The following is a 12,862-nucleotide window of genomic DNA, read 5'->3' on the forward strand; positions in this document are numbered from 1 at the left end:
GAATGTGGGCAGTATCAGAGCGAACTGCACCATGATTCGAAGTCATACGAAAAATAATAACTTGGATTCTGCCTTGATCCAATAACGGACTGGGACAGAGGGATGAATAATGCCGACTAACACACAACCCTTCTGCCCTTTTATGGTCAGAGGGGTTTTTCATATGATTTCGGCCATCTCCTCTCTCCTGCATAAAGGAGGAGTAGTTTTTGAAAACAAAAACAGATTTTTTGAAGATGAAAGAGCAAGGTGAGCCGATTACAATGCTAACGGCGTATGATTATCCATCTGCTAAATTAGCAGAAGAAGCTGAAGTTGATATGATTCTAGTTGGAGATTCTCTTGGAATGGTTGTACTCGGATACGATTCAACAGTACCTGTAACAGTAGAGGATATGATTCATCATACGAAAGCTGTACGCCGTGGAGCGAAAGAGACGTTTATTGTAACTGATATGCCATTTATGTCGTATCACGTATCATTACAAGAAACGATGGTGAATGCACGTCGCATCGTTCAAGAGAGCGGGGCACACGCACTGAAGGTAGAAGGTGCTGGAGAAGTTATATCGACGATTCAATATTTGACGAACGCAGGAATTCCTGTTGTAGCGCATTTAGGTTTAACCCCTCAATCTGTAGGAGTGTTGGGTGGATATAAAGTGCAAGGAAAAGATGCGGAGAGTGCAAAAAAATTAATAGAAGATGCAAAGAAATGTGAAGAAGCTGGTGCAATAGCGCTTGTGTTAGAATGTGTACCAATGCAGTTAGCAGAACTTATTTCAGAGCAACTAACAATACCAACAATTGGGATTGGTGCAGGACAAAAAGTAGATGGGCAAGTGCTTGTTTATCATGATCTTATCTCATACGGCGTAAATCGTGTTCCGAAATTTGTGAAGCAATATACGTCTGTTCAAGAGGAGATTGTGCGTGGGATTTCACAATATGTTACTGAAGTAAAGACAAGGCAATTTCCTGAAGAAAAACATTCGTTCACAATGAAAGAGGAAGAATGCTTAGCGTTATACGGAGGAAAACAATAATGAAAATCGTAACTACAGTGCAAGAGATGCAGCAAATTACAAGCGAACTTCGTGCAAGTGGAAAGAGTATTGGTTTTGTTCCAACAATGGGTTATTTACATGAAGGCCATGCTACTTTATTACGTAAGGCAAGAGAAGAAAATGAAATTGTAGTTTTAAGTGTATTTGTAAACCCGCTACAATTCGGCCCAAATGAAGATTTAGATCGATATCCTCGTGATATTGATAGAGATGAAAATGTAGCAAAAGAAAACGGTGTAGATTATTTATTTTATCCGAGTGTAGAAGAAATGTATCCAGCAGAACAAACAACAACAGTAGAAGTTGTGAAGCGCACGGACGTATTATGCGGTCAACAAAGACCTGGTCATTTCGCTGGTGTTGCAACTGTACTGATGAAACTATTTAATATTACGGTGCCAACGCGTGCTTATTTCGGTATGAAAGATGCTCAACAAGTTGCAGTAATTGAAGGATTTGTAACTGATTTCAATATTCCAGTTACAATCGTACCAGTTGATATTGTAAGGGAAGAAGATGGTTTAGCGAAAAGTTCTCGTAACGTGTACCTATCACAAGATGAACGTGAAGAAGCTCTTCATTTATACCGCAGCCTATGTATAGCGAAAGAAAGAATTGAGGCAGGTGAACGTAATCCGGAAATCATTACAAATCTTGTGAAAGATTATATTGAGACGCATACGAAAGGCACTGTAGATTATGCGGATTTATATGCATATCCGTCATTAACAATGGTAGAGAAAGTCGAAGGAAGAATCATTTTAGCTATTGCAGTTAAGTTTGAAAATGTAAGATTAATTGACAATATAACATTAACGGTTAAATAAGGGGGAGCATCTATGTTTCGCACAATGATGAGAGCAAAGTTACATCGTGCAACTGTAACGGAGGCAAATTTAAATTATGTAGGTAGTATTACAATTGATGAAGACTTAATGGATGCAGTAAATATTGTAGAAAACGAAAAAGTCCAAATTGTAAATAATAATAATGGTGCTCGCTTAGAGACATACGTTATTAAAGGGGAACGCGGTAGTGGTGTTGTTTGTTTAAACGGTGCGGCGGCAAGACTTGTACAACCAGGGGACAAAGTAATTATTATTTGTTATGGGCTAGTTACGGAAGAAGAGATTCATACACAAGAACCAAAAATTGCAGTACTAGACGATAATAATCAAATTATTGAAATGTTAGGTGCTGAAAAAGCGGGTACGATATTATAAGTAGAAAGGCTATCTCCATTGCGGAGATAGCTTTTTTGTGCATCTTTTCATTAAGATGAGATAAAACGTGGTATAGTAACATTATATAAATTATTGTTGTTTGAAAGGTAAGAAATTGAGGTGTTACATATATGAGTAAGCGTTATGTCGTTGTTGATTTAGAGACGACAGGGAACTCCTGGAAAGATGGGAAGGATAAAATTACCCAAATTGCAGCTGTTGTAGTAGAAGATGGAGAGATATTGGAGATTTTTTCGTCTTTTGTTAATCCAAAGAGAGAGATCCCACCATTTATTACAGAATTAACAGGGATTGATGAAAGTCTTGTAAAACAAGCCCCGTTATTTCAAGATGTAGCCCCGATGATTGTTGAGCTATTACAAGGTGCGGCTTTCGTTGCGCATAATGTTCACTTTGATTGGAATTTTTTAAATGAAGAATTAAGGCAAGCTGGATATACAGAAATACATTGTCCGAAAATCGACACGGTTGAATTGGCTCAAATTCTTTTGCCGACAGCCGATAGTTATAAATTACGTGATTTAGCTAAAAAGCATGAACTAGAGCACGATCAACCACATCGTGCGGATAGTGATGCTCTTGCAACAGCGGAATTATTTTTACAATTTTTAAATGAAATTGAAAAGTTACCACTTGTCACGTTGCAATCGCTTTATGAATTAAGTGATGTGTTCCAAAGCGATATAGCTGATGTGCTTTCTGAAAATATTTTAAAGAAAGTAATGCACGGTAAAGAAGATATAGCGGAGTATGAAATACATCGAAATATTGCGCTGAAAAAGCGGAACTATTCCTTAAACCTTGGAGAAACGTGTTCATCAAAGTTTGATGCTTTCTTGAATAAAACGATGGATAAATTGGAATCACATATGCCAAAGTTTGAAAGAAGAGAAAGTCAACAACTGATGATGAAAGAGATATATACGGCGTTAAGAGATTCTCGTTTTTCACTAATTGAAGCCGGTACAGGAACAGGAAAGACTCTCGCTTATTTGCTTCCTAGTCTTTATTTTGCAAAGAGAAAAGAAGAACCTGTCATTATAAGTACACAAACGGTACAACTCCAACAACAAATATTAGAAAAAGAAATTCCGTTATTACAAAAAATAATGCCATTTTCATTTGAGGTAGCTCTTCTAAAAGGAAGAAAGCATTATTTATGCTTACATAAATTTGAGTATGCTTTGCAAGAGGAAGAAAAAAATTATGATATGGCACTTACAAAGGCGAAGATTTTAGTTTGGCTATTGCAAACTGAAACAGGTGATCGAGACGAATTAAATATTCCTGAGGGCGGAAAGTTACTTTGGAATCGTATTTGTAGCGATGCGTATAGTCCAGGCGGTATGCAAAGTAATTGGTTTAGTCGTTGTTTTTACCAGCGAGCGAAGAATAAAGCTTTATTTGCAGATATCGTTATTACAAATCATGCGTTATTATTTCAAGATTTTTCAAGTGAAGAACCGTTGTTTGCTTCATGCGAACATATTATTTTTGATGAAGCTCACCATATTGAAGAAGCCGCGAGTAGAACATTGGGTGAACAGTTCTCTTGTATGTATTTTCAATTGGTTATATCTCGTCTTGGGACACTAGAAACAGAAGATGTACTCTCCAAAGTATATAAAATGATGAAAAAATCAGAGCAAGCATCTCGTTCAACTTTCCGTATGATAAGTTATAGTTTGAAGGAACTTAAGTTTGATGCGGATGAACTCTTCCAAATGTTACGTACTTTTATATTTAAACAAACAAAGCAAGAGCAAGGAACGAATAATATGCCGCTCATCTATAGGTATAACGCAGAACTAGAAAAAGGTAAGTTGTGGGATAGTATCGTCGAATTAACAAATCGTTTTATATATGAATTAAGAAGGGTAGTAACTGCTCTTGAGAAGCAAGTGGATATATTGCAAAGTAAGTTAGAATGGGAGATGCATGTTGTAACAGGTGAATTTATGCATTTAATTGAGTTGCTGAGAAAGATGGCAGAATCATTACAGTTACTCGTATTAGAAAAGAATTCGTATGTAACTTGGATGGAGACTGAAACGAAAGGGACGATTCATTCAACAGTTCTATATGCACAGCCTGTTCATATTGGTGAAAGATTTGCTGATGAATTTTTAACAGGAAAAAAGAGTGTTATTTTTACATCCGCAACACTAACAGTTAACGATACGTTTGATTATATAAAAGAGGAACTTGGTTTACATGATTTCGCTCCAAATACTTTAAAGGTTCCGTCGCCATTTCGTTATGATGAACAGATGAAATTAATGGTGTCAACGGATGTACCTTTTATTAAGCAAGTAAGTAATGAGCGATATATTGAATCTGTATCGGAACATATTGCAAAGATAGCGAAAGCCACAAAAGGCAGAATGCTCGTTTTATTCACTTCGTATGAAATGTTAAAAGAAGCGTATGCGAATTTAAAAAATAATGATGAATTAGAGGGGTATTTATTACTGACCCAAAGTGTGAATAATAGAAGTCGAAGCCGCTTAATTCGAAAGTTTCAAGAATTCGACAAATCAATTTTATTAGGGACGAGCAGTTTCTGGGAAGGAATAGATATTCCAGGAGATGCCTTAAGTTGTCTTGTTATAGTCCGTCTACCATTTACACCTCCTCATCAGCCGATGATGGAAGCGAAAGGTGAGTGGCTAAAAAATCAAGGTGAAGATGTATTTGCTAAATTAGCGCTTCCACAAGCAATATTACGTTTCAAACAAGGATTCGGCCGCTTAATTCGAACGAATACAGATACAGGAACGGTAGTAGTGTTAGATCGTCGTTTGACGAGTTCTTCCTATGGAAAACGATTTCTACAATCGATTCCTAACGTACCTCTTTATGAAGGGCCATTAGAAGAATTGTTAGTACAATTAGAAGAAACACCAAATGAATAAAAATGGAAGAAAAATACGCCTGAAGTACTTATAAACTTCAGGCGTAAAAAATGTGGGTAGGAGGAATTTTATTTTTCTTACTTCTTGTATACAAAATGTGTTGGTTTTCGACTTGAAACCTTTTTTTGCTGTACATGTCCTGCTATAATAGATGGGTGATGAAGCAGGGGTTGTAAAGAATGTACTCTTATTGTAACCGCATTGCGTTCTTCTATAATTAGAAATTTTTGTGTAACGGAGGAGTTTTTTCATGGAGAAGAAAATCGAAGTACTATCAACGACGCGTATTAAATATTCGTCGGATTTGTATAAAATTGTTGATAGTTTAAATCGTACGTTAAAAGAGCAGGACCTCATGTTCGGACTAGCATTAGACGAAAAAGATAAAGAAACAGCTGTATTTACGATTTACAGAACGTAGTGATACAATGAAAAAGTGGATCTTTGCAATCATTATTGTTATCGTTGCTAGCGGAATATATGGGGCGTATGTTTATAATAAAGCGATGGGAAAGAAAATTCCAAAAGAGTCGAAATTTGTAGAAATTGCTAAAGAAAAAGCAAAGCTTACAAAGGTGAAATCTGTTGATTATTACAACGGAAAATCTGCATATATAGTCGTGCAAGGTACAGATGAAAAGGGAGAACAACTTATCGTTTGGGTGCCTGAGAAAAAAGGGGATACTGTAGTAAGGAAAAAGAGCGAAGGTATTTCTGAAAAAGAGGCTATACAAAGAACAATAGAGCAAGTCGGCAATGAAAGTAAGGAATCAAAAAGTAAGCCGAAAGAGATTATGAAAGTGAAATTAGGCTTTGAAAATGATGTACCACTATGGGAAGTTACATATATTGATGATGACAATCGTTATAGTTATTACTATCTTGAATTTAAAGATGGAAAATTTTTAAGACGATATAGCATTGAAAAATAGATGTAGGGGGAACTACAAATGAAATTAGCAAAGCGAGTAGCTGCTTTAACACCGTCTTCAACTTTAGAAATTACAGCAAAGGCACAAGCATTAAAAGCAGAGGGTCATGATGTAATTGCATTAGGGGCAGGGGAACCTGACTTTAATACACCAGAGCATATTATGGATGCTGCACATAAAGCGATGTTAGAAGGGCATACGAAGTATACACCAACAGGTGGATTACAATCGTTAAAACAAGAAATTGTGAAGAAATTTACTCGCGATCAAGGTATTGCGTATGATCCATCTGAAATTATTGTATGTAATGGTGCAAAGCATGCATTGTATACATTATTCCAAGTATTACTTGATGAGGGAGATGAAGTTATCATCCCAACTCCTTACTGGGTAAGCTATCCAGAGCAAGTAAAGCTTGCTGGCGGTAAGCCGGTTTATGTAGAAGGTTTAGAAGACAATGAGTACAAAATTACAGCAAAGCAGCTGCGTGAGGCAATTACAGAGAAAACGAAAGCAGTTATTATTAATTCACCGAGCAATCCAACAGGAATGATTTATAGCAAAGAAGAATTACAACAGCTTGGAGAAGTATGTTTAGAACATGATATTTTAATCGTTTCTGATGAAATTTATGAAAAATTAATTTATGGTGGCGTAGAATATACTTCAATTGCCCAGCTTTCTAATGCATTAAAAGAACAAACACTTATTATTAATGGTGTATCTAAATCTCATTCTATGACAGGATGGCGTATTGGATATGCTGCAGGAAATAAGCAGCTTATTAAAGCGATGACGAACTTAGCGAGTCATAGTACGTCAAACCCTACTTCAATCGCTCAATACGGCGCAATTGCGGCATATGCAGGCTCACAAGAACCTGTGGAAACAATGCGTCAAGCCTTTGAAGAGAGATTAAACATCATTTATGATAAATTAATTCAAATCCCTGGCTTTACTTGCATTAAACCGCAAGGTGCATTTTACTTATTCCCTAACGTAAAAGAAGCTGTAGCTTTATCAGGATATGCAACAGTTGATGATTGGGCAAAAGCTCTATTAGAAGAGGAAAAAGTGGCTCTTGTACCAGGTACAGGATTTGGTGCTCCAAATAATGTTCGCTTATCATATGCGACATCTCTTGAACAAGTAGAGAAAGCATTAGAGCGTATCCATACATTTATGAAAAGTAAAGTGCAAGCTTAATTTTATATTTCATTCATGTAATATAAAAAACCTCCCCATTAATAGGGAGGTTTTTTTGACGAATTGTGGCAAAAAGAAATAGCTAAAGGTGTGTTATACTAGAGAGCGAGGTGTTTGGTGATGAAAAAGAAAATGATGTTACAGTGGTTTGAGCAGGGAAGCATTGCAATTCCAAAATTACTTATGATGCATTATAAAAAATTAGGTTTAAATGAGACGGAATTTATGGTCGTACTTCATGTACACACATTTTTAGAATCAGGTAATTCGTTTCCGACTCCATCAGAGATTTCTGAACGGATGACGATAACGGAAATGAAATGTATGGAAGTAATTCAAGCATTGATTCAAAAAGGGTTTTTATCACTAGAAGGTGGACAAAGATCAGAAGCGATGATGTGCGAAAGTTATTCTTTACAACCGTTATGGGAAAAAATATTACATTTCTTAATGGATGAATCAATAGAGGAAGAGCAAAAAGAAAAAAAACAGCTGCAAGTAAATTTATATACAGTATTTGAAAAAGAATTTGGAAGACCACTTTCGCCGTTCGAATGTGAAACGTTAGGAATGTGGGAGGACCAAGATCAACATCATCCAAATTTAATTCAAGCGGCTCTTAGAGAAGCTGTAATGAGTGGAAAACTAAATTTCCGATATATTGATCGTATTTTATTTGAGTGGAAAAAGAATGGAATTAAAACGGTAGATCAGGCTCAAAATCAAGGTCAAAAATTTAGAGCGAATCAACAAAGAGCACAACAAATGACAAAACAAGAGACGAAATTTACTGGAAAAGTGCCTTTTTATAATTGGTTGGAGCAGTAATATAGGAGGAAGTATATGTTAAATAAAACGCAAATTCGCTATTGTTTAGACACAATGGCGGATATGTATCCAGAAGCACATTGTGAATTAATTCATGAGAATCCTTTTGAATTAGTAATCGCGGTGGCACTATCTGCACAATGTACAGATGCACTTGTAAATAAAGTGACGAAAAATTTATTTCAAAAATATAAAACACCAGAAGATTATTTAAGTGTATCTTTGGAAGAGTTACAACAAGATATACGTTCTATTGGGTTGTATAGAAATAAAGCAAAAAACATTCAAAAATTGTGTCAGATGTTGCTGGATGATTACAATGGAAAAGTTCCAGAAGACCGTGACGAGTTGACGAAATTACCAGGAGTAGGGAGAAAAACAGCAAATGTAGTTGTTTCGGTAGCGTATGGCATCCCGGCAATTGCTGTTGATACGCATGTAGAAAGAGTGAGTAAACGGTTAGCGATTTGTAGATGGAAAGATTCGGTGTTAGAAGTAGAAAAAACATTAATGAAGAAAGTACCGATGGATGAGTGGGGAGTTACACATCATCGTATGATTTTCTTTGGACGTTATCACTGTAAAGCACAACGACCGCAATGTGAGGAGTGCAGACTGTTAGAAGTATGTCGTGAAGGAAAGAAGCGAATGAAGGTGAAATAAAGGATGGAGCGAGTTATAGAAATACCGAAAGAATTTCACTGTTTACCATTTTTTAAAGAAAGTGTAAATTTAATTAAGTATCATACAGACAATTCTTTTGAAGAGATAATACAAAATACTTACTTTATATTTGATATTGAAAGACAGTATGAGCCGTGGAAGGAAATTGAAAACAGCATTCCAGCGATGTTGAATGTATGGAAAAATAAGCATAAAGACATTGCTATACTGTTTCGAAATAGAAATAAGCAAGAGGCTGAGGGACCAATGATTCTTTTTGCAGCTCACTTGTTATCGGTTGTCTATTGGCTAAATGAACAACCTGTTCATAGTTTGAATGAAATGCAAATAAATACGAATAAATTAAAAGTGCAACCTGTTAATTTTATGGAAAGATATTCATTCATTATAAAGAAACCGAGTAATTATCATTCTTATATTCAATTAGCGCAGTTGTATATCGAAATAGAAAAGCTGTATGTAAAGAAAATGATAACAAAAAAGAAGTCCGCTTCTCGTTAAGAGAAACGGACTTCTTTTTTTTGTATATTAGGACTCTGTTGTAACAACAGCACCGTCTGCGTGAGGTGTATCTCCTCCGGTATTTTGGTGTTGCTGTTCTTGTTGTTTCTTAGCCTCTTCTTCAGCTTTTTTCTTGGCCTCTTCTTCAGCTTTCTTCTTAGCTTCTTCATCAGCTTTTTTCTTAGCTTCTTCATCAGCTTTTCTTCTAGCTTCCTCATCAGCTTTCTTTTGAGCTTCTTCTTGCTGTTTACGTTGTTGTTCTTGCTGTTGTTCTTGTTGTTTCTTAGCCTCTTCTTCAGCCTTTTTCTTAGCTTCGTCTTGTTTTACTTTATCTTCATTAGCCTTTTTCTGGGCTTCTTCATCAGCTTTTTTCTTAGCTTCTTCATCGGCCTTTTTCTTAGCCTCTTCTTCAGCTTTTTTCGCATCTGGAGTTCCGCCAGGCGCAGTGAAGGATGCACCAACTGCTGGGCTTGTTCCAGTGCCTTTTTTCGCTACTACAGAGAAGCTGTAAGTAACACCTGGTTTAATACCACCAAGAGTAGCTGTCGTACCACTTATTGATAGGCTACCACTTGAACCATCAGTTGCTTTATAGCTGGCTGCATATGCATCGACTTCTGCTGGTCCAGACCAGTTTAGTGTAACTGTGCTAGCGCCATCAAAAGTGACATTCAGACCACTAGGGGCATCTACTTTAATTTGTTTAATTGCATCTTTTTTCGCACCTTTTACGTATAATTCTCCGTTTATTTCTTGTACAGAAGAAGGACGTTCAAAGCGAGATTTATCTGTAGCGAATTTGCTCATCATTACTTGGAACATTTGCTGTGCAATTTTAGTATAACGATCACTAATGTAGTTTTCTGGACCATTCTTTACGTAACCAGTCCATACAGCCATCGTATATTGTGGTGTATATCCAGCGAACCAGCTATCCCTGTTTGCATCAGCTGGAATGCCGTATTTCTTTAAATCTTTTGCATCAAAGTTTTGCGTTCCAGTTTTACCCGCTACGTCAACACCTGAAACATATGCTGTTGGTCCTGTACCACCAGAACCAGGTTTTACTACGTCACGAAGAACGTCAGTTACCATGTAAGCTGTATAGTCTTGCATAGCGCGTTGTTCTTTCGGTTTAAAGCTTTTCTTTTTCCCGTCCGGGAAGGTTACTTCTTTTACGAAGTGTGGTTTATTATAGTTACCACTATTACCGAAGGTTGCATATGCACCTGCTACTGCTAATGGAGAACTATCGTTACTACCAATTGCAGTAGATTCATGTACTCCATTTTCAAATGTCATGCCTAAACCTTCAGCAAACTCTTTTGATTTATTAAGTCCAACTGTTTGAGCTGTCTTTAAAGCCGGGATGTTTAATGACTTCTTCAATGCTTCACGAAGTGAAACGTCACCTTTAAAACTCCCTGTAGCATTTTTAATCTTTGTGCCATCCGAATAAGTATATTCAGAGTCATTTAATTGATGGTAAGTAGACCATTGAAGATTCTCAATCGCTGGACCGTAGTCGAAAATTGGTTTCATTGTTGAACCAACTTGGCGTTTTAAATCAGTTGCCATATTATGACCTTTGAAAGTGGACTTATTTTCTTTACGTCCAGCACCAATTGCTCGAACTTCTCCAGATTGTGTATCCATAAATACGAATGATCCTTGGAATTGATCGTTTGGATACTTAATAAGATTACCATCCATAATTTTTTCAGCGTAATCTTGAGCATCTTGATCAAGTGTTGTATGAATCGTTAAACCATCTGAACCGATATTTACATCAGGATATTCTTTTTCAACTTCTTTTACAACCGCATCTAAAAATGCTTGATACTTCATCTCAGTTACTTCTGAAGACGGTTGAAGGCCCTCAGTTACTGGGATCTTAACGGCGTTATTCATTTCTTCTTTTGTTATATAACCATGTCGATTCATTAATGATAATACGACATTACGACGATTTGTTGCTCGTTCAACATTTTCCTTTTTTGTTGGATCATAAATGTTTGGACCTTGGGGTAAACCAGCGAGCATAGCAGCTTCATGTAATTGCAAGTCTTTTAAATCTTTACCATAATATTTTTGCGCTGCTGTCGCAATACCGTATGAACGGTTACCTAAATTAATCTTATTTAAGTACATTTCTAAAATCTCATGTTTAGAGTATTGTTGCTCTAATTTGTAAGATAAGTACCATTCTTGTACTTTTCTTTTAGCAGTTTTGTCCATCGTTAGAAAGTAGTTTTTAACGACTTGCTGTGTAATCGTACTACCACCTTGGGAACCGAAACCACCAGTGACATTTTCCATAACTGCTTTTGTAGTTCGTTTAAAATCAATTCCATTATGATCATAGAAACGCGAATCCTCAGTTGCAAGGAATGCATTTTCAACTACTTTTGGAATTTGATCATAAGTAACGTGTGTTCGTTTTTCAGCACCGTATTCATAGAAGAAATTCCCGTTTTTATCAAGAAACTTTGTTGATAAAGGATTAACAAGTTTGGCTTTGTCTAATTTTGGAGCATCCTTTACCATAACAAAGAAAGCGGAAACGCCGGCTACAAGACCAACGATACCAAGAAGTAGACAACCTATAAGAAATTTCTTGAAAAAGGAGCCTTTTTTCTTTGGTTTTTCTTCTTTATGTGTTTTTTTCTCTTGATTTTTCACATGATTTCGTTCTGTACGAGAACGATAATTATCTGACATTATACTTTCTCCTACCTTTCATTCTCTCCCCCAAAAGTCGAAAAAAGAGCCTTAGTGATGACTCTATCACGAAAAATAAACCATGTCTAGTACACGGATATAGTCAATCCGAGGGTGATAACCGCATGATAATAAGGATCCATGCTCTTCTATTTCTTCTTTCGTAATCGACTTGCGTCCACCAGTATTTTGACGATTCCAAAATGCAATAATATGTTTTGCATCTAGTAAATAAAATTCATCAAAAAGTGTAAATTTAATAATAACAAATGCAATTCCATTATGAGCAACCACTTGCTTCATATGTTCAATTTGATGAAGGTGGAAGTTTTGAAGTGGGAAACTAGTTTTATTTTTTGTTTCCTTTGCTTCAAAATCGATGTATTTCCCTTTGTATACACCGTTGTAATCTGTTGTAGAAGGTTGTTTAAAATACGCTTCTTTTACCACTGCAGCACTTCGAGCGGGGTAATCTACTTTTACAATTTGAAGAGGTGTAGGCTTTTTATGTACACATGCAATATTATGGGTTAAGTAATATTGATTTGTTTCATTCAATTCCTCTTCAAGGGACATACCTCTATTACTATAAGTATGTGTTTTTATAGGTGTTTTTTGAGGTTGTGAAGCTTGATTATACCTTTTTCCATTTGGGTAACGAATGGTCATAGTGTGTCCACCCCCAACTTGCTAAGAATTACTTACAAAGGTGATTATATCAAAAAATGAAAAAAGATGTGACCTTTTTGATGAAAGGTATGATG

At 36.2% G+C, this 12,862-nt stretch carries 12 protein-coding genes; 10 read left to right on the plus strand and 2 right to left on the minus strand.

Annotated elements, in window-relative coordinates:
• Window positions 1–209 precede the first annotated feature (209 nt).
• The 10 genes from panB (at window position 210) to ACTFRM_RS04150 (ending at window position 9,377) form a co-directional block, all read left to right on the plus strand.
• Complete coding sequence (panB, locus tag ACTFRM_RS04105) at window positions 210–1,046, plus strand: 3-methyl-2-oxobutanoate hydroxymethyltransferase (protein ID WP_000851108.1); 837 nt, start codon at window positions 210–212, stop codon at window positions 1,044–1,046.
• Window positions 1,046–1,894, plus strand: a complete 849-nt coding sequence (gene panC / locus ACTFRM_RS04110; RefSeq protein ID WP_000707025.1) for a pantoate--beta-alanine ligase — start codon at window positions 1,046–1,048, stop codon at window positions 1,892–1,894. Before panB ends, panC begins: the two co-directional genes overlap by 1 nt.
• Window positions 1,895–1,906: 12 nt before the next feature.
• The gene (panD, locus tag ACTFRM_RS04115) at window positions 1,907–2,290 is read left to right on the plus strand and encodes an aspartate 1-decarboxylase (protein ID WP_000490184.1); all 384 of its coding nucleotides are present in this window, start codon (window positions 1,907–1,909) and stop codon (window positions 2,288–2,290) included.
• 131 nt (window positions 2,291–2,421) lie between these two features.
• Entirely contained in the window at window positions 2,422–5,226 is a 2,805-nt protein-coding gene (gene dinG, locus ACTFRM_RS04120; RefSeq protein WP_098212748.1) for an ATP-dependent DNA helicase DinG, read from the plus strand.
• A gap of 250 nt (window positions 5,227–5,476) precedes the next feature.
• The gene (locus ACTFRM_RS04125; RefSeq protein ID WP_000412179.1) at window positions 5,477–5,647 is read left to right on the plus strand and encodes a YpmA family protein; all 171 of its coding nucleotides are present in this window, start codon (window positions 5,477–5,479) and stop codon (window positions 5,645–5,647) included.
• Window positions 5,648–5,654: 7 nt separating this feature from the next.
• Window positions 5,655–6,158 (plus strand): cell wall elongation regulator TseB-like domain-containing protein, encoded by a 504-nt coding sequence (locus tag ACTFRM_RS04130; RefSeq protein ID WP_000758739.1) that lies wholly within the window; start codon window positions 5,655–5,657, stop codon window positions 6,156–6,158.
• 18 nt (window positions 6,159–6,176) lie between these two features.
• Window positions 6,177–7,364: an aspartate transaminase AspB gene (gene aspB / locus ACTFRM_RS04135; RefSeq protein WP_000761560.1), complete on the plus strand. Its 1,188-nt coding sequence runs from the start codon at window positions 6,177–6,179 to the stop codon at window positions 7,362–7,364.
• Between the two features lie 120 nt (window positions 7,365–7,484).
• Complete coding sequence (gene dnaD, locus ACTFRM_RS04140; RefSeq protein WP_000728542.1) at window positions 7,485–8,192, plus strand: DNA replication protein DnaD; 708 nt, start codon at window positions 7,485–7,487, stop codon at window positions 8,190–8,192.
• A gap of 15 nt (window positions 8,193–8,207) precedes the next feature.
• The gene (gene nth / locus ACTFRM_RS04145) at window positions 8,208–8,855 is read left to right on the plus strand and encodes an endonuclease III (RefSeq protein ID WP_000933030.1); all 648 of its coding nucleotides are present in this window, start codon (window positions 8,208–8,210) and stop codon (window positions 8,853–8,855) included.
• Window positions 8,856–8,858: 3 nt separating this feature from the next.
• Window positions 8,859–9,377, plus strand: coding sequence for a YpoC family protein (locus tag ACTFRM_RS04150; protein WP_440043093.1), 519 nt, complete (start codon window positions 8,859–8,861; stop codon window positions 9,375–9,377).
• A 27-nt stretch (window positions 9,378–9,404) separates the two neighbouring features.
• Here ACTFRM_RS04150 and ACTFRM_RS04155 read toward each other — a convergent pair whose 3' ends face one another.
• Both ACTFRM_RS04155 and recU read right to left on the minus strand, forming a co-directional pair.
• Window positions 9,405–12,098 carry a PBP1A family penicillin-binding protein gene (locus tag ACTFRM_RS04155; RefSeq protein WP_001283089.1) on the minus strand — a complete coding sequence of 898 codons (2,694 nt, stop codon included), beginning with the start codon at window positions 12,096–12,098 and terminating at the stop codon, window positions 9,405–9,407.
• 66 nt (window positions 12,099–12,164) lie between these two features.
• A complete protein-coding gene (gene recU / locus ACTFRM_RS04160) occupies window positions 12,165–12,767 on the minus strand; it encodes a Holliday junction resolvase RecU (RefSeq protein ID WP_000155598.1) in 603 nt (200 codons plus the stop codon).
• Window positions 12,768–12,862: the final 95 nt, after the last annotated feature.

The sequence above is a fragment of the Bacillus cereus group sp. MYBK227-1 genome (genome assembly GCF_051916325.1).
Lineage (GTDB): Bacteria > Bacillota > Bacilli > Bacillales > Bacillaceae_G > Bacillus_A > Bacillus_A cereus.

Excerpts from the sequence above, each read along its gene's own strand:
- panC (WP_000707025.1), top strand. The coding sequence starts at position 1,046 with ATGAAAATCGTAACTACAGTGCAAGAGATGCAGCAAATTACAAGCGAA.
- panD (WP_000490184.1), top strand. The coding sequence starts at position 1,907 with ATGTTTCGCACAATGATGAGAGCAAAGTTACATCGTGCAACTGTAACG.
- dinG (WP_098212748.1), top strand. The coding sequence starts at position 2,422 with ATGAGTAAGCGTTATGTCGTTGTTGATTTAGAGACGACAGGGAACTCC.
- ACTFRM_RS04125 (WP_000412179.1), top strand. The coding sequence starts at position 5,477 with ATGGAGAAGAAAATCGAAGTACTATCAACGACGCGTATTAAATATTCG.
- ACTFRM_RS04130 (WP_000758739.1), top strand. The coding sequence starts at position 5,655 with ATGAAAAAGTGGATCTTTGCAATCATTATTGTTATCGTTGCTAGCGGA.
- aspB (WP_000761560.1), top strand. The coding sequence starts at position 6,177 with ATGAAATTAGCAAAGCGAGTAGCTGCTTTAACACCGTCTTCAACTTTA.
- dnaD (WP_000728542.1), top strand. The coding sequence starts at position 7,485 with ATGAAAAAGAAAATGATGTTACAGTGGTTTGAGCAGGGAAGCATTGCA.
- nth (WP_000933030.1), top strand. The coding sequence starts at position 8,208 with ATGTTAAATAAAACGCAAATTCGCTATTGTTTAGACACAATGGCGGAT.
- ACTFRM_RS04150 (WP_440043093.1), top strand. The coding sequence starts at position 8,859 with ATGGAGCGAGTTATAGAAATACCGAAAGAATTTCACTGTTTACCATTT.
- ACTFRM_RS04155 (WP_001283089.1), bottom strand. The coding sequence starts at position 12,098 with ATGTCAGATAATTATCGTTCTCGTACAGAACGAAATCATGTGAAAAAT.
- recU (WP_000155598.1), bottom strand. The coding sequence starts at position 12,767 with ATGACCATTCGTTACCCAAATGGAAAAAGGTATAATCAAGCTTCACAA.